The organism is Coleofasciculus sp. H7-2, from assembly GCF_042747725.1.
In the GTDB taxonomy this organism is placed as follows: domain Bacteria; phylum Cyanobacteriota; class Cyanobacteriia; order Cyanobacteriales; family FACHB-T130; genus FACHB-T130.
This window is the reverse complement of the sequence record NZ_JBHZGO010000048.1, coordinates 117,049-138,972: the sequence shown is the minus strand read 5'-3', so window position 1 is coordinate 138,972 and position 21,924 is coordinate 117,049. Positions and strand designations below refer to the sequence as shown.

Genomic DNA, 21,924 nt, shown 5'->3' with positions numbered 1-21,924 from the left:
CGAACTCAATGGACGGGTGAAACGATTTTTAGCTGAGGGAGTCACACCCGCTTGGGTTGAAGGCGTTAGGACTTCCAAAGAATCAATCGTCTTAACAACGGCTTTCGGCACGGCAATCCCGTACCTCTACAATGGCTGACGCTGATTTTTTGCTGAAATAGCCATCTTGCTTAGGGTGTCTTCTGCAACTACGGAAGCAGGATTTGTATTTTAAGCTACAAAGTTCTGTCGGAATTGGCGTGGCACACCCGGTAAATTTTTCCAGAATTCGCGGGCGTGAGTCGAGAAAAATGTGGCAAGACTCTTGACAAAGCTCTGCCGACTTCTGCGGAAACTGGCTTTCAATTTTACCGGGTGGTTTTTCTAGAATTGCGTACCGATCGCATGAGTAAGTGCGAAGCCGATAACGAAGCTATAAAACCGACGACGGTTTTTTCAACTTACCCAAAAGCGGTTGAACGGCATTTAGTTTATGCTTTTCAGGCTAAATAAAACCCTTAGCACTATCGCTATCTGGCGATCGCTTTTACCCTCTTCTTCCGGAGTGCCCCCGTAATCTCACGTAGTTCAACACAAGAGAAGGCATCTGCCCTGATACATATTATGTCATTTTTGTCTGTACTCTTAGTAACATTTCCTGCAACATTTACCTTTAAGCTCAGTAAATATACTACTTATTTAAAGATTCTGTAAATACGCACTCTTAACTGTAGCCATATTCAAATCGTATTCCTTAAGATATAGATCACCAAATTAAACTATTTACGTGCAATTACGTACTTACTTAATTTGTTGAATCCAAACTTACAAGAATTAGTTGCCTGCAAAAGCGTGAAGTCGCTAGTCGCAATAACTTGAAGTATGCTTGGATATCTGAGTTCAAGTACTGAATGTTTCTGAATTTAGAGAGGATTTATGGAAAGCTATATGGCAAAAAACAACCTAGATTTTAAAACAAACCCTACAGTAATTGAGATTGTAACCGGGTTAAAAAATAGGACAAACAAGCAACAATTAGATTTGCTCAGACAAGGAGTGGAAGCCTGGAATGAGGAAAGACAACAGAATCCTCAAATCCAACCAGACCTAAAGATGGCTAACCTCAGAGGAGCGAACCTCAGCACAGCCAATCTCAGCGGGGCTGACCTCTCCTTAGTCAACTTCAGCGGGGCTAATCTGACCTCGGCTAACCTGAGCGGAGCCAACCTCAGCAGAGCCAACCTCAGCGGGGCAGACTTGAGATGGGCAAACTTGAGCGGCGCACTCCTAGACGGGGCTGACCTCAACGGCGCATTCCTGAACGCTGCCAATCTCAGCAAGGTAAAATTCAACAAAACCAACTTAAAACGGGCAGTCCTCAGCGGCACCAACTTGAGCAATTCACAAATCAGTGAAGCCAACTTCAGTGGGGCAGACCTGAGATGGGCAAACCTGAGACGAGCCGTTGTCAGCGTGGCAGACTTCCGCAAGGCAGACCTGAGATGGGCAAACTTGAGCGAGGCTCAGGTGGTGCGGACAAATTTAGAGAAAGCCAACCTTGAGGGGTGTTCAATATATGGGATTTCCACTTTGGGATTAAAACTGAAGGGAGCCAATCAGTTGAGTTTAGTCATCACTGCTTTTGGCGAACCCGCGATCGCGGTGGACAATCTGGAAGTTGCCGAGTTTATCAGTCTGCTGCTCAACAATCAAAAAATCCCCGATTTCAATAACACTATCTGTTCTAAAGTCATACTGGTTCTGGGTCGCTGCACGCAGGAGCGCCAGCCCATCTTGGATGCGCTTCGCAAATATAATTATTTGCCGGTGGTTATAGACTGCGAGACATCGACGAGTAAAGACCTGACGCAAACCATCTCGACGCTGGCTCAGATTTCGCGGTTCATCATTGCCGACCTCACCGATCCTAGAAGTATTCCTCAAGAATTGCACGCCATTATTCCCAATCTGCAATCGGTGCCGGTGCAGCCATTGCTGCACACTTCAGCCCATAAGGAATACGCGATGTTTGAAGATTTCCAGCGCTATCCTTGGGTGTTGGAAACTTACTGGTATAACGCTTTTGAGGAAGCGATCGCCTCTCTCAAGGACAAAGTTATTGCCCCTGCTGAAGCGAAGGCAAGGGCTTTATTGGGTGGTTGATTTGGATTAGCGGCAACCTGAGATAACCATCATTTGATCGATCATCATCCCCTCTCCGATACCTGAGCAGGGGATGATGATTGTATTCCTTCTCCGTTAACTTGTCTTTAACCGCTCTGGTCAATAAAAACACTTCCTTGTCTTGCCCCACAAACAGTCGTTTGTGAGAGTAAAACCAACATCCTCTAAGTTGATTTGGATTACTTAGAATAATCAGAACGAATCTACTAGCTGCCAGTTGCGATCGCTCTAATGACCAATGACCAATTGCCTTACCCCTACACGATGAGTGAAGGGGTTTTGCTGCCTATGATGCTTGTTGACGCAGTTTTGCGACATACTGCTCAAACTCTTTCTCAGAAAGATAATCTATTTCCCCGTCTCCCAAAGTAATCTTTGAAAGATACTGCATTGCACGCTTAAACTCGCCAGTATCCCACTCGTAGGCAAGAACATCCATGCCCCCGTCTTCCGTCTCGATTGCCTTAACGGGTCGATCTCCTACAATGCAGTAGAGTGGTAAGTCCATAATATGATGATCCGCTAGTTAACTTGATTCGCTGCTTGTACCGATTCTATTGAGTGCATACTGACATTACTCTGAGTTATCCAGTCAATGTCAATCATCCACCCGCGTTAGCTAAAGCCTGATCGTAAAGTGCTTTTGCTTCTGCATTAAGCTGCTCAATTTTTGCTCTTTCTTCTGAGTTCAAAGCCCGATCGGCTGTTTGAGCTGCTGCCTCTATTTTCCGAACCTCTTCATATATTTTATGCCCTGCACCTGACTTAACCTCTAGAATTTGGGTTAGATGAAGTTGCAATTCCGCAATATGACTATTTGATAGCTGAACGTTTAGAAGAATATCGCGATAGCCAGCCGGAGTGGGTTGTGCAAAGCGATTCTTTTCTCGCACCAGCGTTAAATTTCTATTGCATATATCTAGCCCACCCATTAAGTCAGCAAATGACTTGTAAACAATAGAACCGCGTGCAATATCTACTAATTTAGAAACATCCCCTTTGTAATCAGCCATTGTTTTCTCCATCGCTCGTTCTCGCCCTTTTAAGGCTTGAGGTAGCTTTGCCACCCCAGATGTCTCATTGGCAATTTGAGTGACTTTTTCGTACAGTTCCGGTTGAGCTTCTTCTGCTTGTTTGTAGAGTTTGTCTAAATCTCCTGCCACATCTCCACTAAATCCTGCTGTTGGCTGTGCCGGACTTTGATCGCCCTGGCGCTGAATAACGGACTTTTGCTGCGGTTGCAGCGATCGCTGCACTGCACTACCATTCTGCTGAACAACGTGAGTAAGTTCATGGGCAATCAACTCTTGCCCGCCCCGGCTTCCCGGCTCATACGCTCCCTGCCGGAAGAAAATATCCTGCCCAGTCGTAAATGCCTTCGCCTGGATTGAGTGATTCAACTGGTTAGATTGAGCATCCGTATGAATCTTCACCCCGCTGAAGTCAGCCCCAAACGCCTGCTCCATCGGTTCGCGGATACTCTGCGCCAGTGGCTGTCCGCTTCCTCGTGCCTGTTGGATGGTTGCTTCAAGATCCGGTGTAGCAGACATTCCACCCTCCCCAGACTGGCGCTGGAGCGTCGGCTTCATCTGGAGTTCTTTGTCCTCTTCTGGCATCACTTCGCGTTGGAGGGCGGATACATCCAACTTTCTCATCAAATTGTTTTCACGATTCGGCATTCCCTGTTGATGAATAGAGTTGGAGTTTTGCACCATGCTAGTTTTTATTGTTTGAGCCAACTTACTTTCGGGCTGGCTAATATCCCTTCCATAACTAGGCATCGGTGCATGAAGCCGCTGCACCACTTCTGCTGCTGTCTTGTCTGCCTCCTGTTCGTACTTATCCCCTGGCTCTCCAATCGTGAGCTTCCGTTGAATCGGTGGCGGTGTTGGTATTGGTATGTCAGGACTTTGGATTGAAATATTGGCGAAATTGTGACCAAAGCGCTGGGCACTTTCCAGTTGTGCCTGTAGGTCTGGTGTTTCGTGATGGGGTTTCGCCTGAACTGCGAAAGGGCGCGGCTGAAACTGACTATTGACTGGTAGGAAAGTAGAATTCTGCGGAGCTTTTTGAGGGTCGTGCGATCGCGTTGCCATAGTCAGACATAACCTCTTCTATTCAGTTCAGTTTAAAAATAAATTGAGAGCCATCAGGCTCATAGATAAAACCTAAGCGAGAACTCACGGTATAAGTAGAGTATATTTACGGATTTTCTAGTTTGGAAGAGCTAAATATAGATAGCAGCACAATTTAATAAATCGACTGTTGAAGAAGAAATCTATACCACCCGAAAGTTGAGTCGAGAACCGTTTTTCCTAGTCAATCCGTTAAGGCGATCGCTATGACCAATGCTGACGGGGTGACAACCTCGTCAGGTTCAATACACTTCACGGTAGGTTATTACAGCTAGCTCTGTGCTAACCTACCGATGTATCTCACGCTGATTGACAACTGCTATAACGCAAAGTTGTTCCGAGCTGATTCCAGAACTGTTTGCGTCGCCACATCCAGAAATTCAATCGAAAGATTCTTGCCTAGTGCTACGGCTCGCTTCATTCCCGCCAGTAAGCACTTGACGCCGTCCCTTTTCACGGCGTTGACTGACAGCAGATCCACTACAACGGTGTCAGTTGCCCATTCCAAGGCTTGCTCTAGAGACTTGCTGAAGGCGGGGCTGGTGACACTATCTAGACAACCGCTGGGTCTTAGCACTACTGTGCTGGGACGAATTTCTTGGCAGATGAATTGAGTGCGAGGCTTGGTGACTGAGTTCATAATGGCTTTCATGGGATTTTCTAAACTGTGTCGTCAATCGAGGAACACTAACCTATCTACAGACACATTCCAATAAAATCCCGAAGCTTCTGATGTCAAATGTCACTGTTGTCAGTGTTTGCGATCGCTATTAAACAATGATCTTCTCCCAACCTCGGTCTGGATATACATTGCCCGTGTTTGCCTGTGCCGCCGCTGTTGCCGCCCTGCGCTGGTTGCGGCAAGGTGAGCCACCGCTGGACGCCGTACCAGTGGATTTAATTGAACCCGCCGAAACGGTGTTGATTCCTATTGAGCAGGTTGCCGGTATCGGTGAGGGGATGGCGTTAGCGATCGCTCGCAGCGATCCCGGCGATAACCTTGACCTTACCCGCAACACGCCAGTCTGGGCGCTGGTAGAAATTAAAAATGAAACCTTAAACATTAAAAATGAACAAAAAGAGTTTTTAGATCCTCACTCCTCAGTCCTGATCAAAGGCGGTGAAGGGATTGGGCGTTTGGTGAGTGCTGATGACCAACCTGCTATTTATAGTTATGCTCAGCGGCTGATCCGAGAAAATTTGGGGCGGATGCTGGAACCTGACGAGAAAATCCAGGTGACGATTATTTTGCCAGAAGGGCGTCAACTCGCTCAACGCACCTCAAATGAAGCCTTTGGGGTTGTGGAAGGACTCTCCTTACTCGGAACAAGCGGCATTTCCCAACCGCTGAGTGCCCCCGGACAACTGGAGGCTTTCCGCGAGGAACTGCAACAGAAGGCTAGCTGTTTCGATTGTTTGGTGTTTTGTATCGGGGAAAATGGCTTAGATTTAGCCCAGCGGTTGGGGATTAACCCTGACAGAATGATTAAGACAGCGAACTGGCTGGGGCCATTGCTTGCATCATCAGGAGTGCAAAAAGTCAAGAATATTTTATTATTTGGCTACCACGGAAAATTGATGAAACTTGCGGGTGGGATTTTTCACACCCATCATCACTTGGCAGATGGACGCCAGGAAATTTTGACCGCTCATTGTGCGAATCTAGGTTTGCCGACGCCGGTATTGCAGGCAGTTTTGAAGAGTGCCACTGCTGAAGACGCCTTGAAATACCTGCGCCAATTGGATGCAGCAGGTAGCACCGATTGGGTGGAGCGAGTTTATGGCGCGATCGCTTATCAAATTGACAAGCGATCGCACGATTACATCCGTACTCACAGCGAACAACTCGTTACGGTTGGTTCCGTCCTGTTTGACCGCGATCGCCAAATTATCGTTAAAAGTAAAACAGGTACCTCGTTACTGTATCAAGTGTGTTAATTTTATATGAATACACATCAACTTAATAAATAGCAATAAAGAAGTTTTTTATCTGCCGCTGTTGTCAGTGGCTAATGGAATCACGCAAGTATGGCTAATAGCAATAAACAATTAGCCATACTTCCAGTCTTCAATCCACTAAAGACTATCTGTACATCCATACTCTACCTACTCAGGATAAGCCGGTGATCCAGACTGAAACACCGCCTCAAATCGAGTATTTGGGGCAACTAAATCGCCAAATTATTGTGATTCTTGACTTCGGCTCTCAGTATTCTGAACTGATTGCCCGTCGAATTCGGGAAACACAAGTTTACTCGGAAGTTCTTTCCTATCGCACCACTGCCGAACAGCTACGACAGCTAAATCCCAAGGGCATTATCTTCTCCGGTGGCCCAAGTTCAGTATATGACACGGGTGCCCCCCAGTGCGATCCGGAAATATGGAACCTGGGGATTCCCGTCCTGGGAGTCTGTTACGGGATGCAGATAATGGTGCAGCAATTGGGTGGAGAAGTCACCCGTGCTGACCGGGGCGAGTATGGCAAGGCGTCTCTATTGATTGACGATCCCACGGATTTGCTCACCAATGTGGAAGATGGCACTACCATGTGGATGAGCCACGGGGACTCTGTAACCAAGATGGCGTCTGGGTTTGAAGTGCTGGCACACACGATGAATACGCCAGCAGCCGCGATCGCTCACCACGAGAAAAAGCTGTACGGAGTTCAGTTCCATCCCGAAGTCGTCCACTCGATTGGGGGGATTGCCCTGATCCGCAACTTTGTCTATCACATCTGCGACTGCGAACCCACCTGGACGACAGCGGCATTTGTTGAGGAGACGATTCGAGAGATTCGGGCAAAAGTCGGCGACAAGCGGGTGTTGCTGGCGCTTTCTGGCGGGGTTGATTCTTCCACGCTTGCCTTTTTGCTGCACAAGGCAATTGGCGATCGGCTGACGTGCGTATTTATCGACCAAGGCTTCATGCGTAAGTATGAACCAGAACGATTGGTGAAGCTGTTCCACGAGCAATTTCACATTTCTGTCGAGTATGTGCAAGCACGCGATCGCTTCCTCAATCAAATTGAAGGAATCACCGATCCTGAAGAAAAGCGCCGCCGCATCGGGCACGAATTTATCCGCGTATTTGAAGAAGAATCTCGACGCCTCGGCCCCTTTGACTACCTTGCCCAAGGCACTCTCTACCCCGACGTGATTGAATCAGCTGACACGAACGTCGATCCCAAAAGTGGCGAACGGGTGGCAGTGAAAATTAAGAGTCATCACAACGTCGGCGGCTTGCCCAAAGACTTGCGCTTCAAGTTGATCGAACCTTTGCGAAAATTGTTCAAAGATGAAGTGCGAAAAGTCGGTCGCTCAATTGGATTGCCAGAGGAAATTGTACAACGGCAACCCTTCCCCGGCCCCGGACTGGCGATTCGCATCTTGGGCGAAGTCACAGCAGAACGGTTAAATATTCTCCGGGATGCTGACTTAATTGTTCGTCAGGAAATTAATCGCCAGGGGATGTACCACGACTTCTGGCAAGCTTTTGCTGTGTTGCTGCCCATCCGCAGCGTGGGCGTGATGGGCGATCAGCGTACCTACGCTTACCCGATTGTCTTGCGTTTTGTTTCCAGCGAAGATGGCATGACTGCAGATTGGTCGCGTGTTCCCTACGATTTGTTGGAAACGATTTCCACCCGAATTGTGAATGAAGTTCGGGGTGTGAATCGCGTGGTTTACGATATTACTTCTAAGCCACCTGGAACTATCGAGTGGGAATAAAAAGTTGTAGGGTGGGCAATGCCTACCCTGGTAAATTTGTAAGGATTTTTAACGCTCTCGGTACGCAAAGTTTAAGAGATGGCGCTAAAGCTCCGTCTCTTTTTGGCGTGACAGGAGCGTTTCAAATTTATTTTTAGATAAATTATGTTTTCTTTAACTTTTGTGGAAAACTCGTAAAATTCTGTGGAAAAGTCCCCTCGTCTGTGGAAAACTACCTAGATTTTGATTCTGCTTCGTAGGTAATTTGATCGGATTGGTAAGCAGGTGGCTCGATGTGAATCAAAATTCGGACTGGGCTAAATCTTTCTTTTAGGCGGTTCTCGACTTCTTCTGTAATTTGGTGGGCAGTTTCTACATCGGTGGCGTCTACAATCAAGTGCATTTCTATAAATGCCTGACGCCCGACAACGCCTCTAGAAGCAATTTCGTGACAGTTAATGACTCCTGGTACTTGGATGACGATCTCATGGATTGCTTCTGGCGCGATCGCTATCTCATCTACTAGCCAGGGCAAATTATCTTTGATAACCTTCCAACCACTGCGAAACACCAACAAGGCAACGGGAAAGGATAGAAAGATATCCAACCACTGAAGTTGTGGCAGATTGAATACCTGTCCTTGCCAGACGCCAATCAACCCCGCCAAAACAGCGATCGTTACCCAAACATCACTCATGGTGTGCTGGGCATCTGCAATCAAAATGGGGCTGCCCACCTGCTGCCCAACATGGCGCTCGTAGAAGGTGACAAAAATATTTACGCCTAGCACAATCAGCAGCAACCACAGCTGTGAGGGCGAAATTATGACGGGTTTACCGCCGCCGCTGAGGATTCGTTCAATTGCCCCTTGCAGAATTTCAAAGCAGGCAATCCCTAAGAAGGCGGCAATTCCCAGCGCTCCCACGGCTTCAAATTTCTGGTGTCCGTAGGGATGATCCCGATCGGGTTGGGGGGAAGAAAATCGGCTAGCAATTAATCCCAAAATGTTGTTGGCGCTATCGGTGACGCTATGCAATGCATCCGCTAGCAAGCTGAGCGACCCCGTCCACGACCCCAGCACTGCCTTCAACGCCATTACGAACAGATTGAGCAGTAGGGTAATGATTAAAACCTTACGCACTGCCGAGCGGTTATCTGCTACCACAGAATTTTCCTCACTCGTCATCTATAGTTCTATGGCATTCAGTCTAAAGCTTATGGCTTCACGTTGCATCTATCCCCTTGTAAATGCTGTCAGTTCTGAGTTATGAGTGATAAGTTAATTCAAAACTCAAAATTCAAAACTATTGATTGCTCATGTCTCCTTCACAACTCATCCTTAACTTGGTTGAAGGTTCTGTTTCCTTCAGCTTCACGCCCCAGGCAGCGCGGGATTTACAAGGCGCGATCGCTCAGTTGATGCAGAGTCTCAAGGTGATTGCTGGTGGCGGCGGCAAAACCAATCCTCAAAAACCAATGGAATATCGATACACCGGGGATGTCTTTCTAGAGATTTTCTGCAATCCCAATATCTGGCCCACTCCCTTTGCCGCTAAAGTTCTGATCGTCCTCCGAGATGACCGCATTCGCCTGACCACTGAGGCAGAACTCACTCGCTTAATTGAGGATGTTAATCAGTATTTGGAACAGATGGGTTAAAACTGGGCGGGCAAATGGTTTCTTTAGGTTCTTCCTTAGGAGGGATGCTACTACCCTAATAAGTAAGCAAAATGTCCCCTTGTGTGTGCTAAATGGTAGCATTAAAATTCCAGATCCGGCGCTTGTTTACTCACTTGGCGGTCAGCCGAAAGCTAGCAACTTAAAAGTGAGTTGTGCCGATCGGTTATCTATTCTTAGCGATCGCCAAGGGCTGTCTAACCTTTATTCAATCTGACTGATTTATCTAATGAACTCTAATAATCTTCTGGAGTTAGTACAAAAAGGTTTTCGCGTTACTTTGGGTGCAACCGCTTCTCTGGTTGAGAGCGTACAAGACACTCAAAAGCGAGAACAAAATCTTGAGCTGCTAAAGTCTGACGTAAATCTGGTGGTTCAGCAGTTAGCAGAAAAAGGAGAGATTACGGAGCAAGAAGCCCGCAGTTTCCTGAATTCTCTAATGGCGCAAGCCAATGATGCAGGCAGCACACAATCTTATGGAACCCCCAGCACCCCTGCCACAACGCCGGTGACAACTGTTGTCCAGCCAGATGTGCAGCTAGAGCTAGAGGAGCTAACTGCACAAATTGCTGCGATGCGAACTGAGTTAGAAAAGCTGCGCGATCCCAACTCAGGAATTTAGTCAGGGATTGCCAGCAGCTTTATCAAAACAGTTGTCGGGCTTGCTCTTAGAGGAGATCCGAAAGTTTGTGCAAAGCAAAACGAAGAGTTGAAGCGTAGTCTAGCATCTCGGTTTGAGCAGAGATCCTGCAAAGAGATCGGCGCGATCGCAGCGCAATTGTTTATGACAGCACTTACGTTAACGCTCCACGGCGTTCCGCTCAGAATGACATTTTTACTTTTCGGATAGGTCTAAGAGACGAGCTTAATTATTCGCACTTGAAAGAATCAGAATATTCACCAAACCAGTCTAAGTAAGAATCGACAGGTGAGGGAGTAAAAGCAGTCTTTCCTTAAGCTCGGACAAGCGTAGAATCAAGCTTGTCCTGAGTTTCACTGTTTCCAGTGGAACTGTAGGATTGTCTTAAAGGTAAAAAAATATCAATCGTTTTCCCATTCTTCTTGCCCCATCAGATCGCCGATGCGATCGCGGAGTAAGATATTGCATCTTTCTAATTCACACTCAACGCAAACCCACTCCCGCGCAGGGATGTACTGACACAGAACGTAGATAGGTTGCTGACGAGTCACAATTCCCTTTCCCACCAAGTGACGGGCTTCTTCTTGAAGAACGTCGATGGAGTATTGCACAGATGATTTAGGCGGCATTGTATCAACAGTCATGGTCTCAGCCTCGAAACTAACGAGCTACGACTATAACTTAATATAATCCAATACTGCTTAGCGCGGAAATAATTTTTGAACAGTATATCAAGTTACAAATAAATTTATTCGTTTAATCACAATTGCAAAAGTCAGGAAACTTTGACATAAAAATACGTCCTTATGCTGATGAAATTGTCGAAGAACGGCTTTATTTATAATTAAGGCTAGTATTTGCAAATTTAAGACACAGTAAATAATCGGTTATGACATTGATTAACCAATGTTAATCAATGTGCTGCTGAGTGCTAAATGCTTAGGGTTGGGGAACCGAACAAAACTTCAAGGGCGATCGCCTGAGCCGCTGGCATCTGCCCGTAAGAAAATACACAGGGGATATTTGGGGGCAGATGTGGGAGAAACTGTTCTAGAAGATAAGGACTGCCGTAAATTACTAGCGCTTGAAGTTCGGCGTTTCCTAATAGTTTTTTAAACAAGTCCTGAGCCAACGGCGTCAAGCCAGCACTGCCTCGGAAAGGATTCCCACGGATGAATAGCTGGAGTAGGGTAGGTTGGACATCTAGACCTGATTTATGATAAAATACCCAGCCAGGAATTAAGGTGGTGTTGGGGTCGAGCAGTTGGAGTTGATAGCCGTGCTGTTTTGGCAGAACCACAGCCGGTGCCTGTTTATCGAGAAAATCACAATTCAGGGCGTCATCCACCACGATTAAGTTGCGTAAGTTGCCCTGACTTGGAAGCAAAGGGATTTCGCCATGAACGACTAGCGCCTCTCGTACGATGTTGGCAGCTGTGGCGAGGGCGTGTGGTTGAGCCAGTTGGAGGAGATGGGGCAAGAATGGGGAACGCCCTTGCTTTTGTACTCCAGACGCGATCGCCCTTGTCTCTACAAGCGGCTGTGCTGTGCCTTGTTGGACTCGGCGCTTGGCTGTCCAGATGCGCTCGACAGAGGCACGAATTCGCGCCTCTGAAATGCGTCCCTGTGCCACCGCATCGCACACCGCTTGGATAGCACCAGTAGGATCGACTGGCATCAGCAAAATATCCGCACCAGCTTCGACGGCTAAGACTGGGGCTTCATTGGCTCCATAGCGGTTGGCGATCGCTCCCATCACCAATGCATCGGTAACAATTAATCCTTCAAATCCCAGTTGTTGCCGCAACAGTTGAGTCAAAATCGGGTGGGAAAGCGTGGCGGGGCGTTCGGCATCCCAAGCCGGGATCAGGAGATGGGCACTCATCACGGCGTCCACACCGGAGGCAGGTCTTATCGCTTCTTGAAAGGGCAGCAACTCAATCTCAGCCAGCCGCGCCGGGGAATGGGGCAAGACAGGCAAATCTAGATGGGAATCTACCGCTGTATCGCCATGTCCGGGAAAATGCTTGGCAGTCGTTAACACCGGATAAGCTTTCGCCCCCCGGATGAAAGCAGACGCCAGTTGACTCACTTCCTCTGGGGTTTCGCCAAACGCCCGGACGTTAATCACTGGATTACTGGGATTGTTATTCACATCCACAACTGGCGCAAGCACCCAGTTGATGCCAATCGCTAGCGCTTCCGAGGCGATGATGCCTCCCATTTGTTCGGCGTATTCTAAGGCTTTACAGGCATCTTTCCGGAACACTGCCCCGATTGCCATCGGTGGCGGAAACCAAGTTGCCCCAGAAAATCGTTGCCCGACGCCTTCTTCAATATCAGCCGCGATCAGCAATGGGATTTTTGCCCAAGCTTGGAGTTGTTGCGATCGCAGCGCTAATTCTCCAGCACTGCCTCCCAACAAAATTACACCCCCGACGCCCAAATCCTGCAACCAGTGTTGCAGAACTGCCGCCGGTGGTTCCCAAGCTGGATACTGAATTTGGTGGTCGAACAGGTAGCCTGACGCCCGTACCACGACCATTTGCGCTACCTGTTCTGCCAGGGAGAGAGATTCCCACTCAGGCAGCAACCCTGCCACAGATTTCAATCTTCTGCCTCAACGATGTCTTCTTCCACACTCTCAGCCGGACGCCCTTGATTGAGCTGATTCAGCAAAGACAAAATGCGATCCCCCCTTTCCAGAGAACGATCTTCCTGAAACATTAACTCTGGCGTCCGACGCAGCCGCAACCGTTGACCGAGTTCGCTGCGGACAAAGCCAGTTGCTGCTTTTAACCCAGCCATCGTTTCTTCCCTTGCTTCCTCGGTGCCATAGATGCTGACGAAGATTTTAGCGTGTTGCAGGTCGCCTGACACATCCACATCGGTGACGCTGACCATGCCAGCACCCACCCGATCATCTTTGATTTCGGTTAGCAGCATTTGGCTGATTTCGCGTTTAATCAGTGCGGCAACGCGAGAAACGCGGCGACTTGTAGCCATAATCATCTGCTGCCTTTAAGACAGTGTGAGCAATGCTTTTACTCATCCTACCTAAATCGGACTCACTCCCAGCATCGCCCGTAGGGTTAGGGTAATAAAAGTTAAGGCTGCCACCAAAAAGCCAATCAAAGCGATCGCGCTGGTTCGATTCTTGAGCAGCGGTCTCAACCACCCAAAGGTATAAAAGAATATGCCCAGGATGATGGTGACAAAGTAGCGGGGGTAGCGAGAGATATTTTCCCAAAAGCCATCAAACATATTATTTAAAGCAGCCGACACAAAAAGCGGCTATAAGTTACTGCATCTTAACTGGTAACATTTGTCTGCGAGTTCGACAAGCTCGGTATCGCCCCTAAACGGGATTTCGTTGACAGACTGTTTGTTCACGCGTCCGGTGGTAGCAGGCTACCACCCGCTATACTTGTGCCACCCCGACATTGACCCATAAGCGCGATGTCATTTTTTTCCCCTTGCCGACCCCGTTGGAAATTTTAAATTCAATTATATCCCCCCAATTCCACAACAACTGTTACAAACACTTTTGATTTTTTAGATAGCTAGAAGGCAATGTCAACTCAGGCGACACAACAAAAAATAGCGCGTCCCTTTCTAAAATGGGCTGGTGGAAAAAATCGGCTAATTCAGCAATATATTCCCTATTTCCCCCCAGAATTTACAACTTACTATGAGCCATTTTTGGGCGGCGGCGCTCTCTTCTTTCATTTGCTGCCCAAAACATCTATTTTAACGGATATTAATGCCGAGTTAGTAAATGCTTTCCGAGAAGTGAGGGATGAAGTCGAGCCGCTAATTGCATTCTTGCACAAGCATCAAATGAATCACAGTAAGGAGTATTATTACTGCATGCGCTTGATGCATATTAGCACCCCTCTAGAAAGAGCTGCTCGATTTATTTACCTCAACAAAACTTGCTTTAACGGGTTATATCGAGAAAACTCAAAAGGGGAATTTAATGTTCCTATCGGTAAATACAAAAATCCAAAAATTTGTAATGCAGCTTTACTCAGGTCAGTTTCCGCTGCACTTCAGAGTGCCCAGATTGATGTTAGACCTTTTGAAGCTGTCTTGGAATCTGCTTGGACTTGTCAAGATTTTGTTTTCTTTGACCCACCTTATCATCCTCTAAGCCCTACCAGTAACTTTACCGCCTATAGCCGTAATTCTTTTAATGAAGCTGACCAAATTCGACTCAGGGATGTCTTTGTAGAACTTGCGCGTCGTGGAGTTAAAGTTATGCTTTCTAATTCTGACTGTCTGTTTATCAGAAACATTTACGGCGATTTCAAGATTCACGAAATATCAGCTTCTAGAATGATTAACTCTAATGCTAAAAAACGGGGCAAAATATCTGAGTTATTAATTACTTCCTACTAAAAATAACTATTTTACCCCTAAAAAAGTAGATGAAAAAGCAAAATATTCGTCCTGCAATTTTCCTATTTTATTGGTCTTTGTTATAATTGTATGTATGTACCATTCGACCGTTAAAGTGGTAATCGTTCGATTGAAATAGGCTTGCCACTTCGTAATTTACCGCATGGGATAGAAGTATGTGTGGAAGATTTACCCAAAGTAAGTCCGCTGAGACAATCGCCCAAGCATTCCAGGTAAATAATGTTCCTCTCCTGATGCCTCGTTATAACATTGCGCCCACCCAGCCAGTACAGACAGTTTTACAAAATACAGAACAGTCTCAACGACAGTTCAAAATGTTGCATTGGGGGCTGATTCCCCGTTGGGCAAAAGATCCAAAAATGGGAGCAAAACTGATTAATGCACGGGCGGAAACGGTAACGGAAAAACCTGCTTTTCGGGCAGCTTTTAAACAACGGCGTTGCTTAGTAGTGGCGGATGGTTTTTATGAATGGAAGCAGCAGGACGGGAAAAAGCAGCCATTTTATTGTCGCGTGAACGATGGACAACCTTTCGCCTTTGCTGGTTTGTGGGAGCATTGGGAAGGAGAGGATGGTGAGGCAATAGATTCTTGCACGATTTTGACCACAGAACCTAATGAGATAATGCGCCCTATTCACAACCGAATGCCAGTCATTCTCGATCCAAAAGATTATGATTTGTGGTTGGATTCAAAGGTGCAAAAGCCGGAGTTATTGCAGCCTTTGTTGCGCCCATATTCAGCAGAAGAAATGGCGGCTTATCCAGTCAGCACAAAGGTAAATAAGCCAGTGAATGACAGTTCGGAGTTGATCAATAGCCTTTAAGCGATCGCACTATCATGACTCTCATGATAGTAGGATGGGTATTGACCGCCTTACTTGTGTATGATTCGGTGCGCGATCGCCTCCTTAAATACTTACAAAAATTATGTCTTCCGGTAGAGGGCAAACAACAGTCATGCGTGAGCTATGCTGGCAGTGACTTCTATCGATCCCCAACCCTTTTAGGAAAGCAGCAGTTATGCCCGAAAGTTTTTTGCTCAGTCGCGTACTAATTCGCTTCAACGGCAAAGCTGATGAACCTCTTAGTGCAGATTTATCGGCGGTTGCTGTGACACCTGATGGCAGCTTGTGGGTAGGTTCTGATGAAACAAGAACGATTGAGCGCTTATCCCCTGTCGAGCCATGTATTTTCGGCAAACATCAGCAATTTTTTGTTAAAGATTTCATCGATTTATTCGATCCGGAAGGCGAAATCGATATTGAGGGAATGGATTATACAAACCATTATCTTTGGTTCATCGGTTCCCACAGTACAAAGCGGAAAAAAATGAAGGGCAAAGACCTTGAGAAGGATCTTGATAAACTAGCAACCATAAAGTTTGAGGCAAACCGTTATTTACTCGCCCGTATTCCTGTAGTAGACGGTGAATTATCTAAATCCGCCTCGCACCCAGAACAGCCCGATAAAAAACTGACAGCAGCCTGTCTGCAAAAGATAGAAAATAGTAACGTTCTGATAGAAGCACTCAAACAAGATCGGCACTTAGGGCCATTTCTAACAAATTCTATTCCCTCTAAAGAAAATGGATTTGATATCGAAGGTTTAGCCATTCGGGGAGACCGGGTTTTTATCGGCTTGCGAGGCCCTGTACTGAGAGGCTGGGCAATTATTTTAGAGGTGGAAGTTGCAGAAACAGCGCCAGGAATTTTAACGCTGAAGAAAATAGGAAAAGATGGGCAGCAATACAAAAAACATTTTGTAGAGTTGAATGGGTTAGGTGTGCGGGAACTGTGTCTGGATGGTGAAGACTTGATTGTTCTAGCGGGACCCACGATGGATCTAGAAGGTTCGCTGAGAGTCTTCCGCCTAAAAGATGCCTTAGAGCGTGATGAAAACAGCGTATCTTGGCAGAAAGAGGGAGAGTTAGAAGTTTTGTTTGACCTGCCTTTCAGATTTGGTTCAGACCATGCGGAAGGGTTGGCACTGTTTCCCTGTTTAGGGCAACCAAATTCTCTTTTGGTGGTTTATGATTCACCTGATGAGAATAGAGTTTTGAAGCCGAATGGTATTTTCGCAGATGTCTTCAGATTGAAGTGATATTAATTTAGCTGCTAATGGCTAATTGCATTGCGGATTATTAGCCATTAGTAAAACAGAAAAATGCGAACTGACTTTTTGGAGCGCTTCGCGATCGCGTCCTTTGCATACCAGCCACTCAGGAAAAAGCGATCGCTTCTTAGGATTTGTTTTTCATCCCCTGAATGCGCTTCACGATTAACCCACCACCGACAGCACCCAAGATAATCCCGCCTAGGGCGATGGGTTCAACAGTGGTTTGAGAGCTAGAAACTGCGCGAGGTTCGGGCGTAGATTTTAGTGCTGGAAAGGCTAATTCTACAAATAATTTGTGGGCGGCAGTGGTTGGATGAATGCTATCCCAAAATAAATATTCCTTTGGATTGTTACATATTTTGGCTCTGCTGAGGCAGGCGTTGGTTACATTCGTGAAACCGAATTTTTTTGGATTGTTGGTGACTTGATGAAAGAGAGAATTGACATCAAGATAGGTGATTTTGATATCGGAGGTGAGTTGCTGACGTAAACCCTTGAGGGATGCGGCTAATCCAGAGTTATGCTTCTTCGTTAAAACGTTGAGAGAGTCGGAACGTTGAGTTGTGCGCGTGCTGGGAAGCTTTCCTAAATCTGGCAAGTTAACGACTACGATATTTTTTGCGCCAGCTGCGGATAAGGACTTCACCGCGATCGCTACATTGTTAATTGGCGCGGTAGAGTCGGTAGCACCTTTGAGGTAATCATTAGCACCAGCCCATACAATATACAGAGCCTTCGGGTTAGCAGAGGAATGGGTTGCTTTAAAGCTCTGGATTTGTGTCAGCAATCCGGGGGGAATTTGCCTAGAATTGCCTGTGGTAGCACCTCCGTAGGCGAAGTTAGTCTCTGTACTCGGTTTTAATTTCAGCTTAGAGGCGAGATAATCTGCCCAAATAGGGCCATTGGAAAAGCGTCCTCGAAAGTAAGGTGGGTTTGGCGGATATTCCCCGTTGGTAGCTTTGTACACATTGCCAACATCGGAGAGGCTATCCCCAAAAACATAAATCTGATTAAAATTCTGTGCCGAAACCGCATTCGGAAATCCCAAAACGCTGAAGAGCGTGAGAAGCGCCAGGACGCGCCTAGGCAATGCGATCGCACCTGCAACAGTAGCCATCCACAACTTTTTCATCAAATCCCTACAAACTCCGATTAGAGCTATCACCAGTCGCTTTCTCCTTGTAGCAAAGTTTCTGGAAGATGGCTGAGCGTAAGGGTAGCGATCGCTCTACGTAACTAATACTCGAAGAAGCGCAACTCGCTATGACGACGACAGACTATGGTTGTCATCTGCAACCCATGCATGAGCGCGAACTGACTTTTTGGAGCGCTTCCCTATCGCGATAGCGAAGCGCTGACTTGTCAGTTCGCGCTCAGGGACTTTTAAGGCTTTACTCTAACTCATGTTTTAAAAATGTAACTTTAGCTACTTTTTATTTAAAATGTCATTAAAATATGACTTATACGGTCTTACCCCGCACCCGTCCTATCAGCTGAGGTTTCCTTATGCCAGAACTTATCTGTACTGTTCCCGTTCCCAGAACCCCGCAAGAATTGGAACAGGCCGTTAAGCAATACATAGCCAGCGATATAAGGGGTACCGAACTCCTTTGTCAGTGGCAAGCCATCCGCGATGCATCCCTAGATCAAGACTTATACGTGCCTGCTGATAGCGACCAAGTTGCAGGCGAAGACAGCTATTAAGTTACATTTATTGACACAGACTGGGTGCTTAAGGTACCCAGTCCAGACATTTATTAATACTTTTTTCGATCGGTCTCTTAAAGCTTGGTAGACATCGGCGATCGCGCGTCAGATGTGGTCTGCCGCCTCAATACTTCTAATGAAATTCATGGTTTCTTGATAGCCAACCGCATTCCCTTGGTCTGAAAAGAGTTGTGCCGCCTTCTGTAAGTCTGCGATCGCTTTCGGCTTGTTTCCCAAGCGGTAATGCACTAATCCTCGGTTGCCATAGGCTTCAGCCAGGGTAGGATTGAGCAGAATTCCCCGATTGTAATCCGCGATCGCACCCCTTAAGTTTCCTTGCTCAGAGCGGGCTAGCCCCCGGTTGTAGTAAGCCTCGACAGAATTTGGATCGAGCCGCACAGCGATCTCAAAATCCGCCATCGCTGTTTTGAGATCGCCTAGTTCTGCATGAACATTTCCCCGTTTGTTATAGGCATCGGCATGATCGGGATCGATTTGCAGTGCTTGGTTAAAATCTGCTATTGCAGCCTGATAGTCTCCGAGTCCAACACGGGCAAGACCACGGTTGCAGTAGGCTTCCATCAACTTGGGATTTATCTCTAGGGCTTGGTTAAAGTCCTCAATCGCTCCCTGGTAGTCTCCTCTTTCAACCTTGTCTCCTCCCCGATGGAAAAAGTCCTCGGCATTCATCCGGATTACTGGTGTTTGCGGTGGTTGAGCTTGGACAGCAAAAGTTGTTCCCCCCAGTAGAGTGGCTAACGCTAAAATAGCAACATTTTTGTAAATGAAGTTCATCGTTTTACTGGCTCCACAGCAGCGAAATCGTGTTGAAATGGCAGCGAATCCCGACTCTCTAATAGTAATTTCTATTAGAACCAATCAATTACCGGAAAAACACATTACGGACTGGGAGACAACCAGCCTAAAAAAGTTTGCAAGAGCAGCCAAAGATTTAAGCCGACAATGATCGTGGTAACTAACCAACCTAAAGACTTCAACCAAAAAGGATTCACAAAATCACCCATTAAGCGGCGATCGCTCGTAAACATCACCAATGGAATCACCGCAAACGATAACTGTAAGCTTAAAACTACTTGGCTCAAAATGAGTAAACTGCCTGTACTTTTCTCACCAAAAAAAATAATTACAATCAAAGCCGGAACAATGGCAATTAACCTAGTGGCTAAACGACGTAACAATGGAGGAAGACGCAGCTGCAAAAAACCTTCCATCACAATCTGCCCAGCCAAAGTGGCAGTCAGCGTTGAACTTTGTCCTGAAGCAAGTAAGGCGATGCCAAAGATGGCACTAGCAGCACTCACTCCTAACAAGGGTGAAAGTAATTTATAGGCATCTTGAATTTCTGCCACATCCTGATTACCAGAAAAATGAAACGTGGCAGCAGATACAATTAAAATCGCTGAATTAATAAACAATGCCAAAGACAAAGCCACAGTCGAATCAATCGTGCCAAACTTAATCGCTTCCCACCTTTTTTCAGCCGTTGGCTGCCAATCGCGAGTTTGCACAATTGAGGAATGTAAATATAAGTTATGCGGCATCACCGTTGCACCTAAAATGCCTATAGCGATGTAGAGCATTTCGGGGTTTTGTAAAATCTCGGTTTTGGGCATATACCCAAGTAAAATTCCCCCAGCATCAGGTCGGGAGAAAATAATTTCTGCGGCAAAACAAACGCCTACTGTTGCTACTAGGGTAATCACCAAAGCTTCCACATAGCGAAAACCTTTACCTTGCAGGAATAGCAATACGAGTACGTCCAGTGCGGTGATGCACACCCCCCACACTAGGGGAATCCCAAATAAGAGCTGCAGAGCGATCGCGCTGCCTAGGAGTTCTGCTAAATCACAAGCAGCGATCGCAATTTCACAAAGTACCCATAAACAAAAGTTCACACGCGGGCTGAAATAGTCCCGACAAGCCTGCGCCAAATCTCGCCCAGTTGCAACGCCCAAACGCACACACAGCGATTGCAGCAAGATAGCCATCATGTTCGACAGCAGGATGACTGTCAATAATGCATAGCCAAACCTAGACCCCCCAGCGATGTCTGTTGCCCAGTTACCAGGGTCCATGTATCCCACTGAAACCAGATACCCTGGTCCCGAATAGGCAAGCATCCTGCGCCAGAAGCTTTTGACATTGGGAACGGAGATGCTGCGATGGACTTCAGGAAGGCTTGGTTTCCTTGCAGAATTCTCAGAAAAGGGCATTTATTTTAGATAACTAGCTTTTCATATTGTTTTCATAATTGTAGAGCTAGTCGTCAAGGCATCATCACTCTAAAGAAATATAAAGTGAACGACTTATGGCTGCCCTTCAAACTTAGTGGTCTGGGGCTAACGTACAGGGATGATTGGGGTCGCCAGTCTCGACTTGAAGGGTAGCGTGTTCGATGCCGAAATGGTCGTGGAGCTGCTTGCAAGTTTGGGTCAAAAAAGCATCGCCAGGGAACCCTGTTGGCATCACAAGGTGAGCTGTGAGCGCTGTTTGGGTCGTACTCATCGCCCAGATGTGGAGGTCGTGGACTTGGGCTACACCGGGAAGTTCAGCCAGATAAGTTCGCACCAGGGACGGTTCAATCCCCTCCGGCACAGCATCAAGCGCCAGGTTAATGGAGTCTTTCAGTAATTGCCAAGTACCGACAACGACGACTGCAACAATGATCAAGCTCACTACTGGATCGAACCAAAGCCAACCAGTGGCAATAATGGCGATGCCAGCCAAGACAACACCCACAGAAACCAGAGCATCAGCAGCCATGTGCAAAAAAGCCCCTCGAATATTTAAGTCTTTCTTGCGACCTGACAAGAACATTAGGGCGGTTGCGGTGTTAATAATGATTCCGACAACCGCAACTCCGATAACTGTCTCCCCTGCTACCGGACTAGAATCGCTAAAGCGTCGAATCGCTTCCCAAGTAATGCCGCCCATCGCCACGAGGAGGATAATCGCGTTTAACAGAGCAATCAAAATAGAGGAACGACGCAGCCCGTAAGTATAGCGTTGGGATGCCCGACGACGGGTCAAAATGCTTGCTCCCCAAGCTAGCACCAGACCCAGGACATCGCTTAAGTTGTGACTCGAATCGGCAAGAAGCGCCAGAGAATGAGCAAGAACCCCATAAACTGCCTCAACAATTACGAAACCCAGATTCAGAATTATGCCAATCGCAAAGGCTCGATTGTAATTGGCGACACCATGCTCGTGCCCGTGATGTCCGTGTTCGTGGCTGTGTGCCATCAGTTTATACTCACTATTTGGCAGAACGTAGCACATAGATAGCATTCTGCATTTTAGTACATACTTTTTTAACCTATGAACATAGGTTCAGATA

At 46.9% G+C, this 21,924-nt stretch carries 23 protein-coding genes; 11 read left to right on the top strand and 12 right to left on the bottom strand.

Going from position 1 to position 21,924, the window contains the following annotated elements; all coding sequences use genetic code 11:
- Nucleotides 1-16 precede the first annotated feature (16 nt).
- The 3 genes from ACFW2W_RS11905 (at nucleotide 17) to ACFW2W_RS11895 (ending at nucleotide 2,142) form a co-directional block, all read left to right on the top strand.
- On the top strand, nucleotides 17-139 hold the full coding sequence (locus tag ACFW2W_RS11905) for a hypothetical protein (protein ID WP_378177824.1): 123 nt from the start codon (nucleotides 17-19) through the stop codon (nucleotides 137-139).
- Between the two features lie 137 nt (nucleotides 140-276).
- Nucleotides 277-492: a hypothetical protein gene (locus ACFW2W_RS11900; RefSeq protein WP_378177821.1), complete on the top strand. Its 216-nt coding sequence runs from the start codon at nucleotides 277-279 to the stop codon at nucleotides 490-492.
- Nucleotides 493-927: 435 nt separating this feature from the next.
- Complete coding sequence (locus tag ACFW2W_RS11895) at nucleotides 928-2,142, top strand: pentapeptide repeat-containing protein (protein WP_378177818.1); 1,215 nt, start codon at nucleotides 928-930, stop codon at nucleotides 2,140-2,142.
- A 307-nt stretch (nucleotides 2,143-2,449) separates the two neighbouring features.
- On the opposite strand, the gene ACFW2W_RS11890 is transcribed toward ACFW2W_RS11895, so the two are convergent.
- The 3 genes from ACFW2W_RS11890 to ACFW2W_RS11880 all read right to left on the bottom strand — a co-directional run bounded on the left by ACFW2W_RS11890 (nucleotide 2,450) and on the right by ACFW2W_RS11880 (nucleotide 4,950).
- On the bottom strand, nucleotides 2,450-2,671 hold the full coding sequence (locus ACFW2W_RS11890) for a hypothetical protein (protein ID WP_378177815.1): 222 nt from the start codon (nucleotides 2,669-2,671) through the stop codon (nucleotides 2,450-2,452).
- A gap of 94 nt (nucleotides 2,672-2,765) precedes the next feature.
- The gene (locus ACFW2W_RS11885; protein ID WP_378177812.1) at nucleotides 2,766-4,259 is read right to left on the bottom strand and encodes a DUF4157 domain-containing protein; all 1,494 of its coding nucleotides are present in this window, start codon (nucleotides 4,257-4,259) and stop codon (nucleotides 2,766-2,768) included.
- A 358-nt stretch (nucleotides 4,260-4,617) separates the two neighbouring features.
- The gene (locus ACFW2W_RS11880) at nucleotides 4,618-4,950 is read right to left on the bottom strand and encodes an STAS domain-containing protein (protein ID WP_378177809.1); all 333 of its coding nucleotides are present in this window, start codon (nucleotides 4,948-4,950) and stop codon (nucleotides 4,618-4,620) included.
- Nucleotides 4,951-5,075: 125 nt separating this feature from the next.
- Here ACFW2W_RS11880 and cbiD point away from each other — a divergent pair, with 125 nt between their 5' ends.
- Both cbiD and guaA read left to right on the top strand, forming a co-directional pair.
- Complete coding sequence (cbiD, locus tag ACFW2W_RS11875) at nucleotides 5,076-6,236, top strand: cobalt-precorrin-5B (C(1))-methyltransferase CbiD (protein ID WP_378177806.1); 1,161 nt, start codon at nucleotides 5,076-5,078, stop codon at nucleotides 6,234-6,236.
- A 185-nt stretch (nucleotides 6,237-6,421) separates the two neighbouring features.
- A complete protein-coding gene (gene guaA, locus ACFW2W_RS11870) occupies nucleotides 6,422-8,026 on the top strand; it encodes a glutamine-hydrolyzing GMP synthase (protein WP_378177803.1) in 1,605 nt (534 codons plus the stop codon).
- Between the two features lie 211 nt (nucleotides 8,027-8,237).
- Here guaA and ACFW2W_RS11865 read toward each other — a convergent pair whose 3' ends face one another.
- Nucleotides 8,238-9,170, bottom strand: a complete 933-nt coding sequence (locus ACFW2W_RS11865; RefSeq protein WP_378177800.1) for a cation diffusion facilitator family transporter — start codon at nucleotides 9,168-9,170, stop codon at nucleotides 8,238-8,240.
- A gap of 152 nt (nucleotides 9,171-9,322) precedes the next feature.
- Here ACFW2W_RS11865 and ACFW2W_RS11860 point away from each other — a divergent pair, with 152 nt between their 5' ends.
- Both ACFW2W_RS11860 and ACFW2W_RS11855 read left to right on the top strand, forming a co-directional pair.
- On the top strand, nucleotides 9,323-9,664 hold the full coding sequence (locus ACFW2W_RS11860) for a hypothetical protein (protein ID WP_378177797.1): 342 nt from the start codon (nucleotides 9,323-9,325) through the stop codon (nucleotides 9,662-9,664).
- A 247-nt stretch (nucleotides 9,665-9,911) separates the two neighbouring features.
- Entirely contained in the window at nucleotides 9,912-10,304 is a 393-nt protein-coding gene (locus tag ACFW2W_RS11855; protein WP_378177794.1) for a hypothetical protein, read from the top strand.
- 419 nt (nucleotides 10,305-10,723) lie between these two features.
- On the opposite strand, the gene ACFW2W_RS11850 is transcribed toward ACFW2W_RS11855, so the two are convergent.
- From ACFW2W_RS11850 to ACFW2W_RS11835, 4 genes are all read right to left on the bottom strand, one after another.
- A complete protein-coding gene (locus tag ACFW2W_RS11850) occupies nucleotides 10,724-10,966 on the bottom strand; it encodes a DUF4327 family protein (protein WP_378177791.1) in 243 nt (80 codons plus the stop codon).
- Between the two features lie 287 nt (nucleotides 10,967-11,253).
- Nucleotides 11,254-12,933: a glycoside hydrolase family 3 N-terminal domain-containing protein gene (locus ACFW2W_RS11845; protein WP_378177789.1), complete on the bottom strand. Its 1,680-nt coding sequence runs from the start codon at nucleotides 12,931-12,933 to the stop codon at nucleotides 11,254-11,256.
- Nucleotides 12,930-13,328, bottom strand: a complete 399-nt coding sequence (gene rbfA, locus ACFW2W_RS11840; protein ID WP_378177786.1) for a 30S ribosome-binding factor RbfA — start codon at nucleotides 13,326-13,328, stop codon at nucleotides 12,930-12,932. Before rbfA ends, ACFW2W_RS11845 begins: the two co-directional genes overlap by 4 nt.
- 51 nt (nucleotides 13,329-13,379) lie before the next feature.
- A complete protein-coding gene (locus ACFW2W_RS11835) occupies nucleotides 13,380-13,586 on the bottom strand; it encodes a DUF751 family protein (RefSeq protein WP_378177986.1) in 207 nt (68 codons plus the stop codon).
- 309 nt (nucleotides 13,587-13,895) lie between these two features.
- On the opposite strand from ACFW2W_RS11835, the gene ACFW2W_RS11830 reads away from it, so the two are divergent.
- From ACFW2W_RS11830 to ACFW2W_RS11820, 3 genes are all read left to right on the top strand, one after another.
- Nucleotides 13,896-14,723 (top strand): DNA adenine methylase, encoded by an 828-nt coding sequence (locus ACFW2W_RS11830; protein ID WP_378177783.1) that lies wholly within the window; start codon nucleotides 13,896-13,898, stop codon nucleotides 14,721-14,723.
- 176 nt (nucleotides 14,724-14,899) lie between these two features.
- Nucleotides 14,900-15,568 carry an SOS response-associated peptidase gene (locus tag ACFW2W_RS11825; protein ID WP_378177780.1) on the top strand — a complete coding sequence of 223 codons (669 nt, stop codon included), beginning with the start codon at nucleotides 14,900-14,902 and terminating at the stop codon, nucleotides 15,566-15,568.
- Nucleotides 15,569-15,764: 196 nt separating this feature from the next.
- Entirely contained in the window at nucleotides 15,765-16,844 is a 1,080-nt protein-coding gene (locus tag ACFW2W_RS11820) for a DUF3616 domain-containing protein (RefSeq protein WP_378177777.1), read from the top strand.
- A gap of 139 nt (nucleotides 16,845-16,983) precedes the next feature.
- Here ACFW2W_RS11820 and ACFW2W_RS11815 read toward each other — a convergent pair whose 3' ends face one another.
- On the bottom strand, nucleotides 16,984-17,976 hold the full coding sequence (locus ACFW2W_RS11815; protein ID WP_378177774.1) for an SGNH/GDSL hydrolase family protein: 993 nt from the start codon (nucleotides 17,974-17,976) through the stop codon (nucleotides 16,984-16,986).
- A 389-nt stretch (nucleotides 17,977-18,365) separates the two neighbouring features.
- Here ACFW2W_RS11815 and ACFW2W_RS11810 point away from each other — a divergent pair, with 389 nt between their 5' ends.
- Entirely contained in the window at nucleotides 18,366-18,563 is a 198-nt protein-coding gene (locus ACFW2W_RS11810; RefSeq protein WP_378177772.1) for a hypothetical protein, read from the top strand.
- 108 nt (nucleotides 18,564-18,671) lie between these two features.
- Here the strand turns inward: ACFW2W_RS11810 and ACFW2W_RS11805 are convergent, their stop codons facing one another.
- The 3 genes from ACFW2W_RS11805 to ACFW2W_RS11795 all read right to left on the bottom strand — a co-directional run bounded on the left by ACFW2W_RS11805 (nucleotide 18,672) and on the right by ACFW2W_RS11795 (nucleotide 21,830).
- Nucleotides 18,672-19,361 carry a tetratricopeptide repeat protein gene (locus ACFW2W_RS11805; RefSeq protein ID WP_378177769.1) on the bottom strand — a complete coding sequence of 230 codons (690 nt, stop codon included), beginning with the start codon at nucleotides 19,359-19,361 and terminating at the stop codon, nucleotides 18,672-18,674.
- Nucleotides 19,362-19,465: 104 nt separating this feature from the next.
- On the bottom strand, nucleotides 19,466-20,800 hold the full coding sequence (locus tag ACFW2W_RS11800; RefSeq protein WP_378177767.1) for an Nramp family divalent metal transporter: 1,335 nt from the start codon (nucleotides 20,798-20,800) through the stop codon (nucleotides 19,466-19,468).
- Nucleotides 20,801-20,912: 112 nt separating this feature from the next.
- A complete protein-coding gene (locus ACFW2W_RS11795; protein ID WP_378177764.1) occupies nucleotides 20,913-21,830 on the bottom strand; it encodes a cation diffusion facilitator family transporter in 918 nt (305 codons plus the stop codon).
- Nucleotides 21,831-21,924 lie beyond the last annotated feature (94 nt).